Consider the following 21,792-nt stretch of genomic DNA (forward strand, 5'->3'; position numbering starts at 1 on the left):
GTGCTGCAGGGATGCGGCGTCGGCCGGGTCGTGCGCGACGGCCTCGCCGAAGCGGCGTTGCGCCTCCTCGAAGCGCCCGAGCCGCTCCAGCACCAGTCCGAGGTTGGCGCTGGCTTCCGGATACCGGGGCCGCAGGGCCAGCGCGGCCTCGTGCGCGCCGACGGCCTGTTCGAGTCCGCCCGCCTGTTGATACAACAGGGCCAGGTTGTAATGGGCTTCGGCGTAATCGGGCTGCAGCTGCAGCGCGCGCCGGAACGCCTCCCCGGCCTCGGCGCCGCGTCCCCTCTGCTGCAACAGGATGCCGAGGTTGTTCCAGCTGGCCGCGTGCGCGGGATCGCGCGCCAGCGCCTTGCGCCAGAACGCCTCGGCATCGTCCGGCCGCCCGAGCGCGCGGGCGCAGGCCGCCGCCAGATTCAGGGCATCCACGTTCGCCTCGTCGCCCTGCAGCAAGTCGCCGATCCCGGCCAGGGCCTGGTCGAAGCGGCGCTCGTTGAACAGGGCGATGGCAAGGGCAATGCGCTGGCGCGGGTTCATGAAAGCATGGAAGACGGACGAGCCCGTATTTTCCCACGTCCACGGGCACGCGAGAACGGGCGCCATGGCGGCGCACATAAAAAAACGCCGCCCCGGTCTCCCGGCGCGGCGTCAACTCTGCTGTGATCAGTGTAACCGATCACGCCCGAATGGTCAGGCAGATTCTTTCAGCTGTTCCAGGATGGCCGGGTTTTCCAAGGTCGAGATGTCCTGGGTGATGGTCTCGCCCTTGGCCAGCACGCGCAGCAGGCGGCGCATGATCTTGCCGGAGCGGGTCTTCGGCAGGTTGTCGCCGAAGCGGATCTCTTTCGGCTTGGCGATCGGACCGATCTCCTTGCCGACCCAGTTGCGCAGCTCGGCGGCCAGCTTCTTCGCTTCCTCGCCGGTCGGACGCGCCTGTTTCAGCACGACGAACGCGCAGATCGCCTCGCCGGTCGTCTCGTCCGGCTTGCCGACGACCGCGGCTTCCGCCACGATCGGGTGCGCCACGAGCGCGGACTCGATCTCCATCGTGCCCATGCGGTGGCCCGAGACGTTCAGCACGTCGTCGATGCGGCCCGTGATGGTGAAATAGCCCGTGTCCTTGTTGCGGATCGCGCCATCACCAGCCAGGTAGTACTTGCCGCCCAGTTCATCCGGGTAGTAGGCGCTGCGGAAGCGGTCCGGGTTGTTCCAGATCGTGCGGATCATCGACGGCCACGGACGTTTCACCACGAGGATGCCGCCCTGCCCGTTCGGCACGTCGTGGCCGGCTTCGTCGACGATGGCGGCCATGATGCCCGGCAGCGGCAACGTGCAGGAACCCGGCACCATCGGGGTCGCGCCCGGCAGCGGAGTGATCATGTGGCCGCCGGTTTCCGTCTGCCAGAAGGTGTCCACGATCGGGCAGCGCTGGCCGCCGATCTGCGTGTAGTACCACATCCACGCTTCCGGATTGATCGGTTCGCCGACGGTGCCCAGCAGGCGCAGGCTGGACAGGTCGTAGTTCTTCGGATGCACCTTCTCGTCCGTGTTGGACGCCTTGATCAGCGAACGGATCGCCGTCGGCGCCGTGTAGAAGATGCTGACCTTGTGCTTGGCGATCGTCTCCCAGAAGCGGCCGGCGTTCGGGAACGTCGGCACGCCTTCGAACACGATCTGCGTGGCGCCGACCGCGGTCGGGCCGTAGCAGATGTACGTGTGGCCCGTCACCCAGCCGATGTCGGCCGTGCACCAGTAGACGTCGTCCGGCTTGAGGTCGAAGGTCCACTTCATCGTCAGCGCGGCCCACAGCAGGTAGCCGCCGGTCGAGTGCTGGACGCCCTTCGGCGTGCCCGTCGAACCCGACGTGTAGAGGATGAACAGCGGATGTTCCGCATCCACCCACTCCGGCTCGCACTCGCCGCTCTGCCCGTCGACGAGGTCGTGCAGCCACAGGTCGCGGCCTGCCTGGAAGGCGATGTTGCCGCCGGTGCGCTTGTAGACGACGACGTCGCGGATCGTCTCGCAGCCGCCCATCGCCAGCGCCTCGTCGACGATGGCTTTCAGCGGCAGCGATTTACCGCCGCGCAGCTGCTCGTCGGCCGTGATGACGGCGACGGCGCCCGCGTCGATGATGCGCTCCTGCAGCGACTTCGCGGAGAAGCCGCCGAACACGACGGAGTGCGTCGCACCGATGCGCGCGCACGCCTGCATCGCGGCCACGCCTTCGATCGACATCGACATGTAGATGATGACGCGGTCGCCTTTTTTAATGCCGCGGGATTTCAGGCCGTTGGCGAATTTGCACACACGCTCGTGCAGTTCGCGGTAGGTGGCGCGGGTGACGGTGCCGTCGTCCGCTTCGAAGATGATCGCCGTCTTGTCGCCGTTGCCGTTCTCGATCTGACGGTCGAGGCAGTTGTACGACGCGTTCAGCTGGCCATCCGCGAACCATTTGTAGAACGGCGCATTCGATTCGTCGAGGGTTTGCGTGAAGGGTTTGTGCCAGGCGACGTTTTCGCGCGCCAGGCGGGCCCAGAAACCTTCGTAGTCGCTGGCGGCTTCGTCGCACAGCTTGTTGTACGCATCCATGCCGGAAATCGCGGCATTGGCGGTGAATTGTGCGGGCGGCTGGAAGACGCGGTGTTCCTGCAGTCCCTGCTGTTGGGTCTCGTTCTCGGCCATACTAGTCTCCTATTGATGATGTAGTAATTTTGCCTAATACCTTAAGCACCCACGCTTACTGAGCCCTTACACGGCCCAAGGCGGCATCCCCGCTGGCCATTCTATCAACCTTCGGCATGCCACGACGCCGTGCCGGCGACGCGCGGCGGGTGTAGAATGTTGAGCTGTCCTGACCGCAGCCGCATTGGAAAGCCCGCATAGATGCTCGATTCGCAACCCTCCTCCAGCGCACGCAAACGCAGCGCACTCGCCAGTTTCATGTTCGCCAGCCGCTGGCTGCAACTGCCTCTGTATCTCGGCCTGATCCTCGCGCAGTGCGTTTACGTGTTCCATTTCTGGGTCGAACTGAAGGACCTCGTGCTGGCCGCGATGGGCAACGAAGCCGCGCTGCAGCACATCTTCCAGGCCGTGGCCGTGCCGAACGCCCCGCTGCCAACCAAACTGAATGAAACGACGATCATGCTCGTCGTGCTGGGCCTCATCGACGTCGTCATGATCTCGAACCTGTTGATCATGGTGATCGTGGGCGGCTACGAGACGTTCGTGTCGCGCATGCATCTGGAAGACCATCCGGACCAGCCGGAATGGCTGTCGCACGTGAACGCGTCCGTGCTGAAGACCAAGCTGGCGATGGCGATCATCGGCATCTCGTCGATCCACCTGCTCAAGACGTTCATCAACGCCATCTCCTACGATGCGAAGACGATGATCGCGCAGACCTGTATCCACGTCGTGTTCCTGCTGTCGGCGATGGCGATTGCCTACACCGACCGGATCATGATGAATACCCAGAGTGACAACAAGCACCACTGATTCCTCCGTAATCCAAGACCCCCACAGCGAGACTCACATGACTGTCATTAAACAGGACGACCTGATCGAATCGGTCGCTAGCGCCCTCCAGTACATCAGTTACTACCACCCCGCCGACTACATCCAGCACCTCGCGCGCGCCTACGAGGCCGAGCAGAGCCCGGCCGCCAAGGACGCCATCGCGCAGATCCTGACCAACTCGCGCATGTGCGCGGAAGGCAAGCGCCCGATCTGCCAGGACACCGGCATCGTCAACGTGTTCCTGAAGATCGGCATGAACGTGCGCTTCGAAGGCTTCGGCAGCGGCTCGATCACCGACGCCGTCAACGAAGGCGTGCGCCGCGCGTACAACTTCGCCGACAACAAGCTGCGCGCCTCGATCGTCGCCGACCCGCACTTCGAGCGCAAGAACACGAAGGACAACACCCCGGCCGTCGTGCACATGGAACTGGTCCCGGGCGACACCGTCGACGTGATGGTCGCCGCAAAAGGCGGCGGCTCGGAAAACAAGACCAAGTTCGTCATGCTGAACCCGTCCGACTCGCTGGTCGACTGGGTCCTCAAGACTGTCCCGCTGATGGGCGCCGGCTGGTGCCCGCCGGGCATGCTGGGCATCGGCATCGGCGGCTCCGCCGAGAAGGCCATGCTGATGGCCAAGGAGTCGCTGATGGAAGACATCGACATGTACGAACTGAAGGCACGCGGCCCGCAGAACAAGCTGGAAGAGCTGCGTATCGAACTGTGCGACAAGATCAACGCTCTGGGCATCGGCGCGCAGGGCCTAGGCGGCCTGACGACCGTGCTGGACGTGAAGATCAACATGTACCCGACCCACGCCGCATCGAAGCCGGTCGCGATGATCCCGAACTGCGCCGCGACGCGCCACGCGCACTTCGTGCTGGACGGCTCGGGCCCGTCGTACATCGAACCGCCGGCGCTGTCGACCTGGCCGGACGTGAACTGGACGCCGGACACGCAGAAATCGAAGAGCGTCAACCTCGACACGCTGACGAAGGAAGAAGTCGCATCGTGGCAGCCGGGCCAGACCCTGCTCCTGAACGGCAAGATGCTGACGGGCCGCGACGCCGCGCACAAGCGCATCCAGGACATGCTGGCGAAAGGCGAACAGCTGCCGGTCGACTTCACGAACCGCGTGATCTACTACGTCGGCCCGGTCGATCCGGTGCGCGACGAAGTCGTGGGCCCGGCCGGCCCGACGACGGCGACCCGCATGGACAAGTTCACCGACATGATGCTCGAGAAGACGGGCCTGATCGCGATGATCGGTAAAGCGGAACGCGGCCCGGCCGCCATCGAGTCGATCAAGAACCACAAGTCGGCGTACCTGATGGCCGTCGGCGGCTCGGCTTACCTCGTGTCGAAGGCGATCAAGTCGGCGAAGGTCGTCGGCTTCGCAGACCTGGGCATGGAAGCGATCTACGAATTCGAGGTCAAGGACATGCCGGTCACCGTGGCCGTCGATGCGACGGGTACGTCGGTGCACCAGACCGGTCCGAAAGAGTGGGCTGCGAAGATCGAGTCGCTGAAAGGTATTCCGGTCGCAACCGCCTAAGGTTGTGCGGTACGACGTGTGAGCCTGGCCCGCGCCGCTCGCACGTCGCCCCCGCGGAGGCGGGGACCCAATTTCACTCGCAGTACCGCAACGCTTCCTGCCGGGTTACCATCTCCCCCATGAACACCCAAGCACACCCCGAAGACGCCCCCGTCGGCGTCTTCGACTCCGGCCTCGGCGGCCTGTCGATCCTGCGCCACATCCGAGCGCAACTCCCGCACGAACACCTGATCTACGTGGCCGACACGGGCTTCGCCCCGTACGGCGACAAGCCCGAACACGTCGTCGCCGAGCGTTCGCTGGCGGTGGCCCGCTTCCTCGTCGCACGGGGCGTCAAGGCCATCGTCGTCGCCTGCAACACGGCGACCATCTCCGCGGTTCGCCTGATGCGCGACACCTTCCCCGACCTGCCCATCGTCGGCGTGGAACCGGGCCTGAAGCCCGCGGCGGCGGCGACGCGCAGCGGCAAGGTCGGCGTGCTGGCCACGGAACGCACGCTGGCCGGCGCCAAATTCCTGCAACTGCGCGACCAGATCACCGAAGCGACGCACGCGGAATTTTTGCTGCAGCCGTGCCGCGGCCTCGTCGACCAGATCGAACTGGGCGACACGGAGGCCACGCGCGCGCTGCTGGTACGCTACGTGACACCGCTGCTCGACCTGGGCGCCGACACGCTCGTCCTGGGCTGCACGCACTACCCGCTCGTGCGCGCCGCGATCGGGGACGTGATCGCATCGGCCGGCGCACGTGACGTCACGCTGGTGGACACCGGCGACGCCGTGACGCGCCAGCTGGTGCGCTTGCTGGATGCGGGGCGGTTGCTGCGCTCCCCTTCTGGCGATGCGCCGGGCACACTGGAGGCTTGGACCAGCGCCAGCGCCACCGCGCTGTCGGCCGCGTTCAACAGCCTGATCGGCATCGATCCGCCCGTGCACGAGGCGACGTTCGGCGAGCCGTGATGGCCGTTCGCACTGCTGGGCAAAACTCGATTTGCCAGAATGCGAATGACCCTATATAATCTCGTTCTGTCTCGGCAACAACGAGACAGCAAGCAAGACAGTGGTGGCTGTAGCTCAGTTGGTAGAGTCCAGGATTGTGATTCCTGTTGTCGTGGGTTCGAGTCCCATCAGCCACCCCAAGAATTCAGCAATAAGATCAAAGGGTTACAAGCTTCGCGCTGTAGCCCTTTAATTTTTTGGACGATGAAATTCCAAATTTTGGAAGATCCTTCTCACCCCTCAGCCCACCCCGTCTGCAGACACGGGACGCGCTGAGCCTCCTATAGATCGCGAATCGAGCAGCGACCTCGGGACCATGGCGGGAAAATGCCAGTCGCATGTTGGACGGCATTAGATCGATGAATGTCGGCGTACCATTCTTCTCAGGATCGATCAGTAGTGATATCTGCACGAGATGATAACGAGCCCCTCATCGACGATCATGTAGACGAGCCGATTCGTCTCATCGATCCTCCGCGACCAGCAGCCAGACAGGCTGTGCTTCAACGCCTCCGGCTTGCCTATCCCCGTAAAAGGATCTCTCCGCGCATCCCTGATCAGGTCATTGATGCGCTTGAGGGTTTTCCGATCCTGCGTTTGCCGATAGAGGTAGCTGTTCCAGGCTTCATCCGTGAACTTCAGGTTTCGCATCTTTCTGCTCCCCTGCCTCGGGGGTTTCGATGATTTCACGAGCCTGCGTCTGGCTGGAACGTGCCTGGGCGATCGATTTCGCCAGATGCGCGGCGTTCGCCGGCGAGCTCAACAAGTGAACAGTCTCCATGAGACTACTGTAATAGTCGAATGACATGACGACCGCATCGGGCGCATCGCGGCGAGAGATGACCGTGACGTCGGCGTCCTCGACCACTTGGTCGATCACGGTCCGCAGACTGTTGCGCGCATCGGAAAAGTTAATGATTCTCATAAGGCACTCCTGGACCATTGACGAAACCTGTACGATAAATTGTACAGGTTGAATATAGAAGCAGCAGCGGCAGATAGCAACCTGTTGGTCACCGTCCGCCCAACTCAACCGTACGCCGTCCTTCTGCCGCATAGCCTAAAATGCATGCCAGAAATGTACTTACGTCAATCATATTTGAGCGAATGAATCATTTGCCCTATACTTGACCCCGATACACACCCATAACAACGAGCGGCAGGCATCACGTTGACCTGACCGCCATGCGGCCCCGCCGCATCGCGGATGCGTGAAGCATCCACTCTTTCAACGGGTCCAGACGCCGGCCGGACGAGCCGCGCTGCGACCGCCCGCCTCCGCGCGCCGGACGGATCCAAGCTTCCAGCCGGCCCGCACCGAGGCCTTTCAATGAGGGCCGATCTTCATGACCCCAACACGACCATCGCGCCGCCACTGCCTGCTCGCGACCGCGTGCGCGCTGTGCGTCATCCTGACACCACAAGCGCATGCGGCCAAACGCAAGCCGGCGGCGCCAAAGACACCAGCCATCGCCGACTTCAGGGAATTGAGCGGCTCGTATCCCGGCACGTGCGAACAACCCGTCGCCCCAGCGCTTTCCGGCCTGGGTGAACCGACGACGCGCCAGTGCGCCTGGAGCCAGCGCGTGGAAATGGTGTACTGGCGCAGCATTCCGACGCCGACCGCCACCTGCCTGCCGCCGGCCGCCATCGCATGGCACCGCCTCACGCAAGCGATCCACGCGGACGCGCCGCCCTGGAACAACGCCTGGTCCGGCCGCACCGTGTCTACGAACACGCCCGAATCCCAGCAACTGGCCGCGATCTGGCGCGACGACGACGGGCAATGGTCGGCGGCGCTGTGGCGCTGGCAGCCGTCCGAGAAACCGGACACGCGCACCTGGCAGGCCGGCCACTGGGACGATGTGAAGCAGGCCGCGCACGCGATCGATGCGGGCAGTCCGCTGCCCGCCGCGTCGCCGTTGTTCGTCGCGTGGCGCGATGCGTCGCAGGGCAAGCCGCGCGTGCTCGATGGCGACACGTGGCGCTGGGTGTCGGACAAGACCTGTTTGCGACTGGAGACGTCGGGCATCAGCCAGACGCGCATCCACCTGCCCTATTCGCGCGACGATGCGCGGCTCGAGCAGCGCAGCGGCATGCAGGTGCTGCTGGCGCGCCGCTTCCCGAATGCCGAGTGGCTGCAGCCCTTTACCTTGCTGGAGCCGGGCCGTCCCGGTGACCGCACCGGTGCGAAGTTCATCGCCGTGTGGCGCGAAGGCGCAAGCGTCAAGGGACAGTTGTGGATTCCGCTGCGCGACGACGCGGGCATCGTCCGCGCACGCATCGTCAGCGATCTCGCGCCGGCATCGGCGGAGCGTCAAAAGGAACTGGCGAAGCAGCGGGCCGACGTGATCGGGCGCGAACTGACCGCGCTTGCCCACGCGTGGGAGGTGCGCCATGAATGACGAACTGTACTCGCCCTTCTGGCTGCTGTCGCCGCTGGCCGTGCTGGGTGCCGGCCTGATGGTCGCGCTCGTGATCGGACTGACCCTGCAGCGTTTCCGCATCCCGAAACTGTATGGCGCCGTGATCGCGGGCCTGCTGCTCGGCGCGAACGGTGCCGGCTTCATCGACCGCGCGCTGCTGACGCAGTTCCAGGAACTGCTCAACGGCGCCGCCGCGCTCGTGCTGTTCGAGGTCGGCCGCAAGATGGACCTCGCGTGGCTGCTGCGCAGCGGCCGCCAGGGCGCCAGCCTGCTGCTCGCGACCCTGGCGCGCGGCGCCGCGGCCGCCATCACGCTGGGCCTCTTCGGCCTGCCGTGGGGCGCCGCGATCTTCATCGGCTCGATCCTCATCGCCGTCAATCCCGTCATCCACAGTTCGATGGTGGCGGACGAAAACGCGAGCGGCACGAGCACGTTCGCGACGTCGAACATGGTCGGCCTCTCCAACTTCGTCGCGCTGCTGGCGCTCGGCATCACGCTCGCATGGACGCGCAGCCACGGCCAGGACGCCGACAGCGGTTTCTGGACGGAGTTGATGCGCCAGGGCGGCAAGCTCGTGATCGGCGCCCTGATCGCCGTGCTGTCGTACGGCGTTTATGCGCTGGCCACGCGGCTGTGCAAGGTGCCGGCGACGCTGCGTCCCGGCATGCTGCTGGCCGCGCTGCTGATCGACCTGGGCCTGTGTTCCGTGATGTCCGCGAGCGCCCTGCTCTCGCTGCTGCTGATGGGCGTCCTGCTGCGCAATGCGGAGAAGCGCGACAACGTGTTCCAGGCGCAGTTGAAGACGGCGCAGGACATCGGCTACGTGCTGCTGTTCCTGATGTCGGCGGCGCTCGTCGACCTGCAGGCGCTGCTGCACGGCTGGACCATCGTGGTCGCGCTGACGGTGTTCGCGGTCCGCATCGCGGCCACGCGCCTGGCCCTGTGGCCGGGCACCGCGTGGGACGTGCGCAAGCAGCATGCGATGGCCCTGTCGATGTGTTCCCTGGTGAGCTACGGCGGTCTCGTCGTGGACAACACCCTGAATGCCTACACCGGGCTCGATGCGACGTCCACCGCCGTCATGGGCGCGCTGCTGGCCCTGAACGTCCTGCTGGCGCCCGGCCTCACGTGGCTCGGCTTGCGCCTGGCGGGCGAAACCTATCGAGGAGGTGCCCAATGAGCGAATTACTGAATGACGAAGCGCTGGGAAAACTGAAAACGGACGCCCAGGCCCAGGCGGTATCTGGCCAGGGCCCCGCGTTCCTGCCCGACTTCAAGGCGTCCACGATCGGCACGATGGGCATCGAACTGGAACTGATGGTGCTCGACCGCCTCACGTTCGACCTGTTCCCCGCCGCGCCCGACATCCTGCGCCTGCTGGACAAGCACGACAAGCCGTGGGTGCACACGCCGGAAATCACGACATCGATGCTGGAAGTGGCGACTGCCATCCTCACCTCGTTCGACGAGGCGGCCGAGCAGCTGGAACACATCCGCACGACGGTGCAACGGGCCGCGTTCGATGTCGGCGCGTCGATCTCGGGCGGCGGCGCGCATCCCTTCCAGAAGTGGAACGAGCAGCGCATCTACCCGAAGGAACGCTATTTCGCATCGGAGCGCAAGTTCGGCTATCTGGCTAAACTGTTTACTGTGTTTGGCATGCACGTGCACATCGGCGCGGGTACGCCGGACGAGGCGATGCGCCTGTGCTCCTGGCTCACGCAGCGCGCGCCCCTGTTCATCGCACTGTCGGCCAATTCGCCGTGCTGGCAGGGCGAGGTGTCGGGCTTCTGCAGCTCGCGCAGCAACGTCGTGGGCGCGTTCCCGATGAGCGGCATCCTCCCGTACGACATCCGCACGTGGGACGATTTCCGCGCCCACTTCGACGAGCTGGCCGGCCACGGCATCGTCAACAGCATCAAGGACTTTTATTGGGACGTGCGCCCGAAGCCGGAATACGGGACGATCGAACTGCGCGTGCTGGATACGCCGTTGAAACCCGTGTACGCGGCGGCGCTCGCGTGCTATGCGCGCGAGCTGTGCCTGGAATGGGCGGGCCAGCCGGGACGCTGGCCGACCAGCAGCAGCCGCGAGCTGTACATCTGGAACCGCTTCAATGCGGCACGCGACGGCGTCGAGGCGACGTGGATCGATCCGGAGTCGGGCGCGTCGATGCCCATCGGCGAAGCGATCCGCGCCGACCTCGAACGACTGTCAAAACGCTCGACCGATCCCGGTTTCGGCAAGGCGTGCAAGGTGATCGAGCATCTGATGAAGGACGGCGGACAGGCGCGCTGGCTGCGCGCCCATCTCGCGTCCGGCGGCGGCATGAACGACCTCGCGCGAATGGCGAGCGAGATGTTCGAAGACGGCGCGCCGCTGGACTAGTTGCTCGTCACGAGCGGTGCGGATTGTTGGGACGGTTGTCGAAGCGGTTCGGCACGCCGTCGCCGTCACGGTCGACGGCGCGGTCGCCGTGGCGCCAGCCGCCCCGCTCCAGTTGCCAGCCGCGGGCGCCCTGGCGCCATTCCGGACGGTGCCAGACATAGCCCGGGCGCACCCGTTCCCAATGGCCGCGCACCCAGGTGTAGCGGTGGCCGTTCCAGTTCCAGTAGCCCGGCGCCCATTCGTAACCGTGGCGCGCGGCCGGCACGACTTCGTGACGCGGCGGCGGCGGTGCGGTGCGCACGACGACGACATCCCGGGCGAACGCCTGCGCCGGCAAGACGGCGGCAGAACTGACGATGGCAAGGGCGGCAGCAGCGAGAATGCGTTTCATGGTGGTTCTCCTTTGGTTGCGCGGTGAAGTTGCGCTGTGAGACCACTATAGCGATTCGCCGCCCGCATTTGCCGGATTGAAGCGGGCGCTTACAACCGATACATGCCGCAACAGGCCGGTAACAGATTTTCAGGTTTTCACGAGGCAGATGCAAAAAGGGCGCCCCCGCAGGGACGCCCTTTTCGCACTGTTGGATGCCGCCAGGCCCAGGTCTCGTGCGCACCCGACAAAGATGCCGGGGACGCAAAGCCTCACCTGGGGCGCCGAGCCAGGCCGGCCGGCACCCGCCAGACAATCAGTCCAGCTTCCAGGCGTAGTCGACCTTGGTCCAGGTCTGGGCCGGTGCGCCGTCCTTGGTGCCCGGCTTGAACTTGCAGGCCGACAGGCCCTTCATTGCAGCCTTGTCCAGGCCTTTGAAGCCGCTCGATTTGTCCAGCTTCGAATCGGCCACCGAACCGTCGGCGGCGATGAGGAAGGACATCGACGTGATGCCCTGCTCTTCGTTCATCAGCGACGCTTTCGGATATTCGACCTTGCACTTGGACGGATCGAACGTCGCCGGCGTTTCGCCTGCAAAAGCCGAACCAGCGATACCCGAGACCAGCAGAGCGACGAGGCTTACAGCAAATTTCTTATTGGACATTTTTATTACCCCCGGAAAACAAAGTTTTTTTTAATGCCAGTGCTCTCCACCGGCGCTGGACGAGCCGTCCTGGCTCAGAATTCTTCCCAATCGTCGCTGGCGGCTGCTGCTGCGACTTTTTTCGCGGTCGATGCCGGCGCATCCGCCGCACGTTCCTGCTGGGCCGGCTGCTTGGCCTTCGCGGCGGCCGGCTTCTTCAGCTGCGGCTTGGCGGCCGGGCGGACGACGACGGCGCGGCTGGCGGTGGCGGCAGCCGGCGCCGGTGCGTCCACGATGGCCTGCTCCTCGCCTTCGGCCAGCTTGAAGATGCTGACGACGCGCTGCAGTTCCGCGGCCTGGTCCTGCAGGCTCTGGAAGGCGGCGGCGGCTTCTTCGACCAGCGCGGCGTTCTGCTGCGTCATGCCGTCCATCTCGATGATCGACAGGTTGACCTGTTCGATGCCGGCGCTCTGTTCGGCGCTGGCGCTGGCGATGTCGCTCATGATGTCGGTCACGCGCTTGACGCTGGCAACGACCTCGTCCATCGTCTCGCCGGCCTCGCCGACGAGCTTGCTGCCGCGGCCGATCTTCTCGACGGAGTCGCCGATCAGTTGCTTGATTTCTTTGGCGGCCGCTGCGGAACGCTGGGCCAGGTTACGCACTTCCGAAGCGACGACGGCGAAGCCGCGACCCTGTTCACCGGCACGGGCTGCCTCGACGGCGGCGTTCAGTGCCAGGATGTTCGTCTGGAAGGCGATGCCATCGATGACGCCGATGATGTCGGCGATCTTGCTTGCCGAGCTATTGATCTCGCCCATCGTGCCAACGACCTGCGACACCACGTCGCCGCCCTTGCGTGCCACGTCCGATGCGGTGGCGGCCAGGTGATTCGCTTCGCGGGCATTGTCCGCGTTCTGTTTCACGGTCGACGTCAGTTCTTCCATCGCCGACGCAGTCTTCTCCAGCGAGCTGGCTTGCAGTTCGGTACGCGACGACAGGTCGGTGTTGCCGGCTGCGATTTCACGCGATGCGGTGGTGATGGTGTGCGTGCCGCGACGGACCTGGCTGACGATGTCGACCAGGCTGTTGCGCATCTGTTTCATTTCGATCAGCAGGCTGCCGCGATCCGACGACTTGGTGTCGATGGCGATCGACAGGTCGCCTTCGGCGATGCTGCCGGCGATCTTGGCGGTGTAGCCCGGCTCGCCGCCCAGCTGCTTCAGCAGGCCGCGGGTGATGACGGTGGCAGCCAGGATGCCCAGTGTGACGGCCAGGGCCAGCAGCACGAGCATGAAATTACGGGCGCTGGCGAAGGCGGCTTCCGCGTCGACCTGGGACTGCGCGTTCAGCTTGTCTTCCAGCTTGCCCAGTTGGTCGAGCCCGTCCAGCCACTTCTTCTGGGCGGGACGGATTTCCTTGATCATCACGCGGGTGGCGTCCATCGCGTTATTGGCCAGATAGAGTTCCGATGCCTTGGCGATGGCCGGCATGGCGGCGCCTTCGGCTTCTTTCACTTGGTTCAGCAGGGATTTTTCTTCAGGCAACGCTTCTTCAGAGAACTTGGCGGCCAGTTTTTGCTGCAGAGCATCGTACTTGGCGGTCTGCTCCTTGAAACGGTTCAGTTCCGGCTCCATGTCGGCCGGGTCCGTCATCAGGGTCAGGGTACGCAACGAGGTGACGCGTTCGCTCACGTTGTTACGCATGTCGACGACCAGGCGGGTGACGACATTGTTGACATTCACGACGTGGTCGAGCCGGTTCTGGATCTGCGCCATGCGCAGGATGCCGACGACGGTAACGATAACCAGCAGCACGAGCACGAGGGCAAAACCCAGCCCCAGACGCATGCCGACCTTCATGTTTGCTAAGTTCATTCCTTATCTTCCCTGTTTCAAGTGATCAGACCCGCTCCGGAGTCTTTGTCTTTTGTTACGGAAAGTCCATCTTCCCGGTGGACTCGCGTATTTCCGTCAGGATAAATCAAAACGCCGATTTGCAGACAGAAAACATGCCCCGCTGTAATTATGTTTCACCACAACAACAGGATTAGATGTCGTGCAAGGAGAAGAGCCCAGATTATGGGTCTATTCTTGCCCTCGGGCAAGGATAACGTTGCAGATAATTAAATAAATGCAACATTTTTTGTAGCGGATTTTGAACATCCCGGCCATTTTCATGCGACCGGGGTAGTAAAATAACTAAAAGTCAACCTTACGCGGCGCTTACGCAGCGAGGCGCAGTCTGCCGGCAGCTTCGAGGAGGAGTTCGGGGTTGCCTGCGGCGAGGCGGCGGGAGTCGGACAGCAACTGGCGATAGCCGCGCGCGCCCGGCAGGCCGGCCATCAGGCCCAGCATGTGGCGCGTGATGCTGTTCAGGCGGAGGCCCAGCGGACCGTAGCGCTCCAGCTCGGCGCGGATATATGGAATCATGGCTTCCAGCACCTGTTCGCGCGTTTTCGGCGGGGTCGCGTCGCCATAGAAACGGGCGTCCCAGCCGGCCATCACGTAGGGATTGTGGTACGCCTCGCGACCGATCATGACGCCGTCCACGTGCTGCAGGTGAGTGGCGATCTCGTCGTCGGTCTTGATGCCGCCGTTGATGATAATCTCGAGCTCAGGAAATTCGCGCTTCAGCTGGTACGCCACTTCATAGCGCAGCGGCGGGATCTCGCGGTTTTCCTTCGGCGACAGCCCTTTCAGCACGGCATTGCGCGCGTGCACGATGAAGGTGCGGCAGCCGGCATCGGCGATGGTGCCGATGAAATCGCGCACGAAGCCGTATTCCTCGTTGTAATCGATGCCGATACGGTGCTTGACGGTGACGTCGATGCTGACGGCGTCGCGCATCGCCTTCACGCAATCGGCGACGAGTTGCGGTTCCTGCATCAGGCAGGCGCCGAACGCCCCCTTCTGCACGCGTTCGGACGGGCAGCCGCAATTCAGGTTGATCTCGTCATAGCCCCACTGCTCGCCCAGCTTCGCGCTCTTGGCGAGGTCGGCCGGATCGCTGCCGCCCAGTTGCAGCGCGATGGGATGCTCGATGTCGTCGTAGCGCAGGTGGCGCTCGACGTCGCCATAGACCAGGGCGCCCGTCGTCACCATCTCTGTATACAACCAGGTGTGTTTCGTGATCTGGCGGTGGAAGACGCGGCAGTGGCGGTCGGTCCAGTCCATCATGGGCGCCGTACTTAACGTTCGTTTGTGGTATTTCATGTTTTCTTTGGTTACTCATGTCAAGCGTCTGACGTAACTCATTAGTTTACCGTGAAATGCTCTCAGGCGGCCAAATGTAATCGCTCGTCGTGTCATTGCTACATCAACAATCCTGACCAGCAAGCTCATCAAAGTTATACGGCATCATCAAGCGGTCATCGTTTAACATTAATATTCTTTCATATTTAATGTCGCCAGAGATTGATCATATTTATTCTTTAAATATGGAAGTATTTGTGAAGCGAGAGCTTGAACCGTTCCTGCGCAAAGCGAAAAGTCGTCTTGAAAGAATTGGGCGGTCCACGGGCTTTGGAGCCAAGGCGGCAGACCTGCACGGTGAGGTTTGGCTCGCCATATGTACGCTGCGCGACCGCTTGAATCGGGAGCTTGAGCTCTCTCACCCGGAAGACGAAGAGCGCATTTTCTCCTTCGTTTACTCACGCTTGCGACGACAAAAAGATTGGAAGCTCCACTTTGCCGATAGTCTTGATTTTGACGACGGAGAAAGCCGGCGTTTGTCGGAAAGACTTCCAGATACGCGGTTTGAAGAAGCATACGAGCGGGCCGAAAATTACGATGCGCTGACGAACACATATTCGCAGGCATACGCATATATAGTCGCCCTATCAAATTTTCGGAACGATCAAGCGCTGTTAGCGAATCACTTGGCTATCGCATTACCAACGCTCCGGATACGAATGCGTAGCCTGAATAAATTAGCGGGAAGACAGCCCTCCATCTTCGATGGAAAGCAGCGCTTGGATGAGAACTTCGTACCCCTGCCCGGTCGTCCAGTTCAACTATGTCTCAGAAAAACGGTAGCGAATGTCGAGCCAGCGCAATTGTTTTGACCTTCGACGAACACTGATTACTCGTGCTTTGGCCCAAACCGCGCCAGAACTGCGCCACATTAGATGGCGCCATTCTGAAAACTGCGCCAAAATTGCGCCATCTTTGCTCAACACACCAACTCGTCATGTCTACCGCCGCTGACCTGCTGAACAGTGTCCAGACGTCCGAAACCGGCCTGACGCTTGCCGAACTTCTCGTTCGACATCCTTCCGTCGCCCGGCGTACGGCGCAACGTTTGATCTCACAGATGATCGCACGGCATCAGATCACTGCGGTAGGAGAAGGCCGAGCCCGCCGCTATTTCGGCGCCAGGACGCGCGCCGACACAACCTTACCAGATGCTGGCGCGGACACATTTCCTGACTTTATCCCTCTCTCCGCGGACAGCAAGGATATCCTTGTTTACATTGATCAGCCCGTGGAAGCCCGCAAGCCCGTGGGCTACCAGGGCGACTTCCTGGAAGCATATCGCCCTAACGAGACGTGGTACCTGTCCGAATCACTGCGCCGCCAACTGTACAAGATGGGGCGAACCGCCGATGTCGACGCGCCAGCCGGGACGTACAGCCGCGCCATCCTGAACCGCTTGCTGATCGACCTGTCGTGGGCCTCGAGCCACCTGGAAGGCAATACCTATTCGCGTCTCGATACACGAGAGCTCATCGAACACGGCAAGGCAGCCCGGGGCAAGGCCGCGATCGAAACGCAGATGATCCTGAACCATAAGACGGCGATCGAACTGCTCGTGGAAAACATCGACAACGCCGAATTCAATCGGTACACCTTAGCGAACCTGCACAGCGCTCTGGCCGAAAACCTGCTGCCCAACCCTGCGGACGAAGGGAGAATCCGGCGGCATGCGGTCGACATCGGCAAAAGCGTTTATCGCCCCTTGTCCACGCTACAGCAAATCGAGGGCGCTCTGGACACACTACTGGACAAGGCCAACCAGATCGACGATCCCTTCGAGCAGTCGTTCTTCATGATGGTGCATTTGCCCTACCTGCAGCCATTTGCTGACATCAATAAACGTACCTCCCGGCTGGCCGCGAATCTGCCGCTGTTTCGCGCCAATCTGTGCCCACTCACATTTCTGGACGTACCGGAGCAAGCCTACAGCCGCGCTACCCTCGGGGTGTACGAGCTGACGCGTGTCGAGTTGCTGCGCGACCTGTACGTCTGGGCGTATGAGCGCTCGACACATGAATACCTGGCCCTGAAGCAGAATCTGGCCGAACCCGACCCCCTGCGCCTGGCCTGGCGTGACCTGATCAAAGGCACCATTCGCGAGATCGTCCTTCACGTTGAAAACGAGCCGCTTGCCCAAATCCGGCGAACGGTGGCGCGCCATGTACCAGAGCACGAACAGCCCAGTGTGCAGGCGCTCATCGTCGAGGAACTAAGGCGCCTGCACGAGGGCGTACTGGCGCGCTACGGTCTGCGACCGTCCGAATATGCAGCCTGGAAGGCGGTACACAGCAGGCATTGAGAATCTCCGCGTTGACGGCACCTCGACAAGGAAATCAGGCTGTCCCGCACTTCGCGTGCCGTCCGCCGCTACTTTGCAGGCCGCAGTGCGGTTTGAACGATGCTTTCAAATCCAAAGACATCCTGATGGCGTCGATGAGCAGACCTGACACTACTGACGCTGGCTTGAACTAGACCCGGCGCTAGCGTCACGCTGCAAACCCCGCCGCTTTCCTTGCCTCCAGCCACGCTTCCATGTCGCCCACGGACAACGGCTTCGCAAAATAATTTTTATGGCAGGCGGTCCGACAGGAAGTCCAGAACCACACGCACGCGCGGCGGCTGGTAGCGGTGCGGCAGCCAGATCGCGAACGCCTGGTGCCCGAACACCGGCCGCGGCTCCCACTCGGGCAAGAGCCGCACCGCGCGGTCGGCATCCAGGTCGTCCGCCACGACATAGTGCGGCAACAGCGCGACGCCGACCCCGGCCAGCATGAGCGCGCGCAGGCTGTCGCTGTTATTCACGGACACGTTGCCGCGCACGGCCACGGCGAGGTCGTCGTCGGCACGGCGAAAATGCCGGGCGCGCGCGTGCTCGCCTTCGCCGTAGCGCAGGCACACCACGCCGGCCAGGTCACGGGGGTGCGCGAGCACGGGCGCGGCATGCGCCGCCGCGCACAGCAGATAGCGCGTGGTCAGCAGGCGGCGCGCCACCACGTCGCCGGGCAGCGACCGCGTCAGGCGGATCGCCAGGTCGTAACCCTCCTGGGCCAGGTCGACGGGACGGTCCAGCAGCACGAGTTGCACGTCGAGACGGGGGTGGGTGGCCAACAGCTCGGGCAGCAGCGGCACGATGCAGCGCTGGCCGAACGTGATCGGCGCGCTCATGCGCACGGTGCCGCCGGCGTCGCCGTGCAGGCTGTCGATCTCGCGGCCGGCACCCTCGCACAGCGCCACGGCTTCCCGGGCGCGCTCGACCATCACCTGCCCCGCTTCGGTGAGACTGATGCTGCGGGTGGTCCGCCGCAGCAATTGCGCGCCGCACAGCGTTTCCAGCCGCGCCACCTGCAGGAAGGCGACCGGGTCAATCCGCTGTTCTTCCCCGACTGGATCGACGGCCCGTTCCACCCGCGCTATTTCGCACGTCAGCTGGGCGGCAACCACCCGGGCGTGCTGCGCCAGGCGATGACGGCGCCGGCCAATGCCATCGTACGTGCGCCGCGCCACCTCGGGGACGAGGCCGCCACGCTGTCCGTCGCCGCGCTCACCGCCTGGGCGGCGCTCACGGATGCCGCGCTGCAGCCGGGCCAGACGATCGTGGCCATCGGCAGCGGCGGCGTCGCGCTGTTCGCCCTGCAGTTTGCGCGAATGTTCGGCGTGCGGGCGATCGCCGTCACGTCGTCGGCGCACAAGGTCCCGCAGTTGCTCGCGGCCGGGGCGACCACTGCGGTCGACAGCCGCGCGCATCCCGACTGGGGCATGGAAGTCATGCGGCTGACGGAGGGCGTCGGTGCGCACCTCGTGCTGGAAACCGGAGGCAGTGCGACGTTTTCCGAATCGGTCCGCGCGCTGGCGCCGGGCGCGACGATGGCGATGATCGGGTATGTGTCCGGGCCGCTGCTGGAGATGGACCTGCGCCAGGTGTTCATCGCCAAACGGGCGCGCCTGCACGGCCACACGGTGGGCAATGCGCGCCAGTTCGATGCCATGAACCGCGCCCTGGAGGCGCATGGGATCGTGCCGCTGGTCGACAGCGTGCATCCGTTCGTGGATGCCGCCGCGGCCTATCGCCGGCTCGCGTCCGGCGCCAACGTCGGCAAGGTCCTGGTCAAGCTGGATTGACCAGTACGCTTACTGGTCGCCGCGGTTGATGGGAAAGCAGAAGGCGGCGATCACGAGCACGATGACCAGGAACCAGGTCACCCGATCCAGCCAGTCCATGATGGGTCCGAAACAAAAGAAGGCCGGCGCACGCGCCGGTGGAACGGGATCAGACTATCTTACTTGCCCGGCTGGTACAACTGGTCGAACGTGCCGCCATCCGCGAAGTGGGTCTTCTGCGCCTTGGTCCAGCCGCCGAACACGTCGTTGATGGTGAACAGGTTCACTTTCGGGAACTGCGCCGCGTATTTCGCGCCGATCGCGGCGTTGATCGGGCGGTAGTAATTCTTCGCGATGATGTCCTGGCCTTCATCCGTGTACAGGAATTGCAGGTAGGCGTCCGCGACCTTGCGGGTGCCGCGCTTGTCGACGACCTTGTCGACGACGGCGACCGGCGGCTCGGCCAGGATGCTCGCCTTGGGCGCGACGATCTCGAATTTGTCCGGGCCCAGTTCCTTGATGGCCAGGATCGCTTCGTTTTCCCAGGCGATCAGCACGTCGCCGATGCCGCGTTCGACGAAGGTCGTCGTCGCGCCACGGGCGCCGGAATCCAGCACCGGCACGTTCTTGAACAGCTTGGCCACGTAGTCGCGCGCCTTCGCTTCATTGCCGCCCGGCTGTTTCAGGGCGTTGCCCCACGCTGCCAGGTAATTCCAGCGCGCGCCGCCGGACGTCTTCGGGTTCGGGGTGATGACTTGCACGCCCGGCTTGATCAGGTCGTTCCAGTCGTGGATGCCTTTCGGGTTGCCCTTGCGGACCAGGAACACGATGGTCGAGTTGTACGGCGAGCTGTTGTGCTGCAGGCGCTTCTGCCAATCCCTGGCGATCAGGCCGCGCTCGGCGATCTCGTCGATGTCCCAGGCGAGGGCCAGGGTAACGACGTCCGCCTGCAGGCCGTCGATCACGGAGCGGGCCTGCTTGCCCGAGCCGCCGTGCGACGCCTTGAAGGTGACGTTGTCGCCGGTCTGGGCCTTGTACCTGGCGGCGAAGGCTTTGCCGACGTCCTGGTACAGCTCGCGCGTCGGGTCGTACGACACGTTCAGGAGAGTGATGTCGGCGGCGTGCACGGTCGGGGCAACCAGCGCGATGCCGACCAGGGCCTGGATCAGTTTTCTTGACAACATATGGAAGCTCTTTTTCGAAGGGTTCTGGAAGGCACAGGTTAAGCACACCCCCTCGAAAGACGAACGAATACTTTCGGTCTTGTATATCCGGTTTACTCATGACAGACCTGCCATACGTACAACAGTCAAAATGACAACATGAAACGCGCAAAAAATAATTTAAAAAAATTTCCGCTCGGCATTTAATGACCGCCGCTAAATGGTCGTCCTGTACTTGTGAGAGCGCGAGATGCGCAACCTCCCAACAGTATCCAAGCCATTAGGAGCCATATCATGCTGAGCCTTCACACCAACGTCGCATCGCTTTCCGCACAAAATTCGCTGACCCGCACCCAGACCTCGCTGTCGACCTCGATGACCCGCCTGTCGACCGGTTACCGCATCAACTCGGCGATGGACGACGCTGCCGGCCTGCAGATCGCCACCCGCCTGAAATCCCAGAGCAGCGGTATGGCCGTCGCCATGCGCAACACCCAGAACTCGATCTCGATGCTGCAGACCGCCGACGGCGCGCTGAACGAAGTCACCAACATCCTGACCCGCATGAAGGACCTGGCAACCCAGGCCTCCGACGGTTCCTCGTCCGACGACGACAAGAAAGCGATGGACAAGGAATACAACTCGCTGACCGACGAACTTTCGAACATTTTCTCGAACACCAAATTCGGCGGCACCGAGCTGCTGTCGACCAGCGCGAACGGCAAGCTGAACGCCGCCGCCGGCATCACCTTCCAGATCGGTGCCGACAGCTCGGAAAAGATGACTGCGAACTTCGACACCGAACTCTCCGCAGCCGGCGGCGTGACCGACTCGATCACCACGGCGACCACCGGTTTCGTCTCGAACGCCGCCGGTGCGCCGATCGCCGCGTCGACCGGTTCGATCCTGTTCACCGACGCCAACACTGCGATCGGCAGCCTGAACACGGCCATCGACGCCGTCTCGACCCTGCGTTCGAAGCTGGGCGCGGTGTCGAACCGCCTCGACCACGTCTACAACAACCTGTCGAACATCTCGAGCAACACGCAAGCCGCTACCGGCCGCATCATGGACGTCGACTTCGCGACCGAGTCGTCGAGCATGACCTCGAACCAGATGCTGATGCAAGCTGGTACCGCCATGCTGAAGCAGACCAACAGCATGTCGTCGATGGTCATGTCCCTGCTGCAGTAATCGCAGGGCCAGTGATGGCCACCCCGGGCTAGTCCAGCCGGAATCCGCAAGAGGCCAGCCACAAGCTGGCCTTTTCACTTTACACTGCCGAGATCATGGCCAGCCTATCCATCCCCGCCCTTCCGCCACCCGTCATCCCGGCGAGCGCGCCCGGCACCCTGCCGGCCACGCCGGTCGGCGCGGTCGCCGGGAT

The 21,792-nt window shown here is 63.3% G+C and carries 20 protein-coding genes and 1 tRNA gene; 11 read left to right on the forward strand and 10 right to left on the reverse strand.

Annotated features, from left to right (window positions below):
- The coding region (locus ACEN88_RS05835; protein ID WP_413337839.1) for a tetratricopeptide repeat protein at nucleotides 1-600 on the reverse strand (600 nt) is incomplete at its 3' end.
- A gap of 87 nt (nucleotides 601-687) precedes the next feature.
- On the reverse strand, nucleotides 688-2,679 hold the full coding sequence (gene acs, locus ACEN88_RS05840) for an acetate--CoA ligase (RefSeq protein ID WP_413337840.1): 1,992 nt from the start codon (nucleotides 2,677-2,679) through the stop codon (nucleotides 688-690).
- Nucleotides 2,680-2,880: 201 nt separating this feature from the next.
- On the opposite strand from acs, the gene ACEN88_RS05845 reads away from it, so the two are divergent.
- From ACEN88_RS05845 to ACEN88_RS05860, 4 genes are all read left to right on the forward strand, one after another.
- Nucleotides 2,881-3,492, forward strand: a complete 612-nt coding sequence (locus tag ACEN88_RS05845) for a TIGR00645 family protein (protein ID WP_413337842.1) — start codon at nucleotides 2,881-2,883, stop codon at nucleotides 3,490-3,492.
- Between the two features lie 37 nt (nucleotides 3,493-3,529).
- The gene (locus tag ACEN88_RS05850) at nucleotides 3,530-5,065 is read left to right on the forward strand and encodes a fumarate hydratase (RefSeq protein ID WP_413337844.1); all 1,536 of its coding nucleotides are present in this window, start codon (nucleotides 3,530-3,532) and stop codon (nucleotides 5,063-5,065) included.
- A gap of 119 nt (nucleotides 5,066-5,184) precedes the next feature.
- Entirely contained in the window at nucleotides 5,185-6,024 is an 840-nt protein-coding gene (gene murI, locus ACEN88_RS05855; protein ID WP_413337846.1) for a glutamate racemase, read from the forward strand.
- Nucleotides 6,025-6,127: 103 nt separating this feature from the next.
- Nucleotides 6,128-6,203: transfer RNA gene (locus ACEN88_RS05860), tRNA-His, on the forward strand.
- A 253-nt stretch (nucleotides 6,204-6,456) separates the two neighbouring features.
- On the opposite strand, the gene ACEN88_RS05865 is transcribed toward ACEN88_RS05860, so the two are convergent.
- Complete coding sequence (locus ACEN88_RS05865) at nucleotides 6,457-6,714, reverse strand: Txe/YoeB family addiction module toxin (protein ID WP_413337848.1); 258 nt, start codon at nucleotides 6,712-6,714, stop codon at nucleotides 6,457-6,459.
- The gene (locus tag ACEN88_RS05870) at nucleotides 6,689-6,988 is read right to left on the reverse strand and encodes a type II toxin-antitoxin system Phd/YefM family antitoxin (RefSeq protein WP_413337850.1); all 300 of its coding nucleotides are present in this window, start codon (nucleotides 6,986-6,988) and stop codon (nucleotides 6,689-6,691) included. The genes ACEN88_RS05865 and ACEN88_RS05870 overlap by 26 nt, the downstream gene beginning before the upstream one ends.
- 421 nt (nucleotides 6,989-7,409) lie before the next feature.
- Between ACEN88_RS05870 and ACEN88_RS05875 the strand changes: the two genes are divergently transcribed.
- Genes ACEN88_RS05875 through ACEN88_RS05885 form a run of 3 tightly spaced genes read left to right on the forward strand, consistent with a single transcriptional unit; the run spans nucleotide 7,410 to nucleotide 10,877 of the window.
- Nucleotides 7,410-8,468: a hypothetical protein gene (locus ACEN88_RS05875; RefSeq protein ID WP_413337852.1), complete on the forward strand. Its 1,059-nt coding sequence runs from the start codon at nucleotides 7,410-7,412 to the stop codon at nucleotides 8,466-8,468.
- Entirely contained in the window at nucleotides 8,461-9,669 is a 1,209-nt protein-coding gene (locus ACEN88_RS05880; protein WP_413337854.1) for a cation:proton antiporter, read from the forward strand. The genes ACEN88_RS05875 and ACEN88_RS05880 overlap by 8 nt, the downstream gene beginning before the upstream one ends.
- Nucleotides 9,666-10,877 (forward strand): YbdK family carboxylate-amine ligase, encoded by a 1,212-nt coding sequence (locus ACEN88_RS05885; protein WP_413337855.1) that lies wholly within the window; start codon nucleotides 9,666-9,668, stop codon nucleotides 10,875-10,877. Before ACEN88_RS05880 ends, ACEN88_RS05885 begins: the two co-directional genes overlap by 4 nt.
- A 7-nt stretch (nucleotides 10,878-10,884) precedes the next feature.
- On the opposite strand, the gene ACEN88_RS05890 is transcribed toward ACEN88_RS05885, so the two are convergent.
- The 4 genes from ACEN88_RS05890 to dusA all read right to left on the reverse strand — a co-directional run bounded on the left by ACEN88_RS05890 (nucleotide 10,885) and on the right by dusA (nucleotide 15,102).
- Nucleotides 10,885-11,268 (reverse strand): hypothetical protein, encoded by a 384-nt coding sequence (locus tag ACEN88_RS05890; RefSeq protein WP_413337857.1) that lies wholly within the window; start codon nucleotides 11,266-11,268, stop codon nucleotides 10,885-10,887.
- A gap of 295 nt (nucleotides 11,269-11,563) precedes the next feature.
- Entirely contained in the window at nucleotides 11,564-11,911 is a 348-nt protein-coding gene (locus ACEN88_RS05895) for an energy transducer TonB (RefSeq protein ID WP_413337859.1), read from the reverse strand.
- 74 nt (nucleotides 11,912-11,985) lie between these two features.
- Nucleotides 11,986-13,764, reverse strand: a complete 1,779-nt coding sequence (locus ACEN88_RS05900) for a methyl-accepting chemotaxis protein (protein WP_413337861.1) — start codon at nucleotides 13,762-13,764, stop codon at nucleotides 11,986-11,988.
- 348 nt (nucleotides 13,765-14,112) lie between these two features.
- Nucleotides 14,113-15,102: a tRNA dihydrouridine(20/20a) synthase DusA gene (gene dusA / locus ACEN88_RS05905; protein WP_413337863.1), complete on the reverse strand. Its 990-nt coding sequence runs from the start codon at nucleotides 15,100-15,102 to the stop codon at nucleotides 14,113-14,115.
- A gap of 188 nt (nucleotides 15,103-15,290) precedes the next feature.
- Here dusA and ACEN88_RS05910 point away from each other — a divergent pair, with 188 nt between their 5' ends.
- Together ACEN88_RS05910 and ACEN88_RS05915 are read left to right on the forward strand one after the other, a co-directional pair.
- Nucleotides 15,291-15,953, forward strand: coding sequence for a hypothetical protein (locus tag ACEN88_RS05910; RefSeq protein ID WP_413337865.1), 663 nt, complete (start codon nucleotides 15,291-15,293; stop codon nucleotides 15,951-15,953).
- Between the two features lie 125 nt (nucleotides 15,954-16,078).
- Nucleotides 16,079-17,443 (forward strand): Fic family protein, encoded by a 1,365-nt coding sequence (locus ACEN88_RS05915; protein WP_413337867.1) that lies wholly within the window; start codon nucleotides 16,079-16,081, stop codon nucleotides 17,441-17,443.
- Between the two features lie 269 nt (nucleotides 17,444-17,712).
- On the opposite strand, the gene ACEN88_RS05920 is transcribed toward ACEN88_RS05915, so the two are convergent.
- Nucleotides 17,713-18,453: a LysR substrate-binding domain-containing protein gene (locus ACEN88_RS05920; protein WP_413337869.1), complete on the reverse strand. Its 741-nt coding sequence runs from the start codon at nucleotides 18,451-18,453 to the stop codon at nucleotides 17,713-17,715.
- On the opposite strand from ACEN88_RS05920, the gene ACEN88_RS05925 reads away from it, so the two are divergent.
- Nucleotides 18,454-19,263 (forward strand): zinc-dependent alcohol dehydrogenase family protein, encoded by an 810-nt coding sequence (locus ACEN88_RS05925; RefSeq protein WP_413337872.1) that lies wholly within the window; start codon nucleotides 18,454-18,456, stop codon nucleotides 19,261-19,263.
- Nucleotides 19,264-19,421: 158 nt separating this feature from the next.
- Here ACEN88_RS05925 and ACEN88_RS05930 read toward each other — a convergent pair whose 3' ends face one another.
- Nucleotides 19,422-20,423: a sulfate ABC transporter substrate-binding protein gene (locus ACEN88_RS05930; protein WP_413337876.1), complete on the reverse strand. Its 1,002-nt coding sequence runs from the start codon at nucleotides 20,421-20,423 to the stop codon at nucleotides 19,422-19,424.
- A gap of 276 nt (nucleotides 20,424-20,699) precedes the next feature.
- Between ACEN88_RS05930 and ACEN88_RS05935 the strand changes: the two genes are divergently transcribed.
- Nucleotides 20,700-21,599 (forward strand): flagellin, encoded by a 900-nt coding sequence (locus ACEN88_RS05935; protein ID WP_413337874.1) that lies wholly within the window; start codon nucleotides 20,700-20,702, stop codon nucleotides 21,597-21,599.
- The last annotated feature ends 193 nt before the right edge of the window (nucleotides 21,600-21,792 follow it).

Source organism: Massilia sp. CT11-108 (assembly GCF_047302915.1).
Taxonomy (GTDB): domain Bacteria; phylum Pseudomonadota; class Gammaproteobacteria; order Burkholderiales; family Burkholderiaceae_D; genus Telluria; species Telluria orientalis.

What these genes read in the sequence shown, in the direction of transcription:
- acs (WP_413337840.1), bottom strand. Translation starts at nt 2,679, where the DNA reads ATGGCCGAGAACGAGACCCAACAGCAGGGACTGCAGGAACACCGCGTC.
- ACEN88_RS05845 (WP_413337842.1), top strand. Translation starts at nt 2,881, where the DNA reads ATGCTCGATTCGCAACCCTCCTCCAGCGCACGCAAACGCAGCGCACTC.
- ACEN88_RS05850 (WP_413337844.1), top strand. Translation starts at nt 3,530, where the DNA reads ATGACTGTCATTAAACAGGACGACCTGATCGAATCGGTCGCTAGCGCC.
- murI (WP_413337846.1), top strand. Translation starts at nt 5,185, where the DNA reads ATGAACACCCAAGCACACCCCGAAGACGCCCCCGTCGGCGTCTTCGAC.
- ACEN88_RS05865 (WP_413337848.1), bottom strand. Translation starts at nt 6,714, where the DNA reads ATGCGAAACCTGAAGTTCACGGATGAAGCCTGGAACAGCTACCTCTAT.
- ACEN88_RS05870 (WP_413337850.1), bottom strand. Translation starts at nt 6,988, where the DNA reads ATGAGAATCATTAACTTTTCCGATGCGCGCAACAGTCTGCGGACCGTG.
- ACEN88_RS05875 (WP_413337852.1), top strand. Translation starts at nt 7,410, where the DNA reads ATGACCCCAACACGACCATCGCGCCGCCACTGCCTGCTCGCGACCGCG.
- ACEN88_RS05880 (WP_413337854.1), top strand. Translation starts at nt 8,461, where the DNA reads ATGAATGACGAACTGTACTCGCCCTTCTGGCTGCTGTCGCCGCTGGCC.
- ACEN88_RS05885 (WP_413337855.1), top strand. Translation starts at nt 9,666, where the DNA reads ATGAGCGAATTACTGAATGACGAAGCGCTGGGAAAACTGAAAACGGAC.
- ACEN88_RS05890 (WP_413337857.1), bottom strand. Translation starts at nt 11,268, where the DNA reads ATGAAACGCATTCTCGCTGCTGCCGCCCTTGCCATCGTCAGTTCTGCC.
- ACEN88_RS05895 (WP_413337859.1), bottom strand. Translation starts at nt 11,911, where the DNA reads ATGTCCAATAAGAAATTTGCTGTAAGCCTCGTCGCTCTGCTGGTCTCG.
- ACEN88_RS05900 (WP_413337861.1), bottom strand. Translation starts at nt 13,764, where the DNA reads ATGAACTTAGCAAACATGAAGGTCGGCATGCGTCTGGGGCTGGGTTTT.
- dusA (WP_413337863.1), bottom strand. Translation starts at nt 15,102, where the DNA reads ATGAAATACCACAAACGAACGTTAAGTACGGCGCCCATGATGGACTGG.
- ACEN88_RS05910 (WP_413337865.1), top strand. Translation starts at nt 15,291, where the DNA reads ATGTCGCCAGAGATTGATCATATTTATTCTTTAAATATGGAAGTATTT.
- ACEN88_RS05915 (WP_413337867.1), top strand. Translation starts at nt 16,079, where the DNA reads ATGTCTACCGCCGCTGACCTGCTGAACAGTGTCCAGACGTCCGAAACC.
- ACEN88_RS05935 (WP_413337874.1), top strand. Translation starts at nt 20,700, where the DNA reads ATGCTGAGCCTTCACACCAACGTCGCATCGCTTTCCGCACAAAATTCG.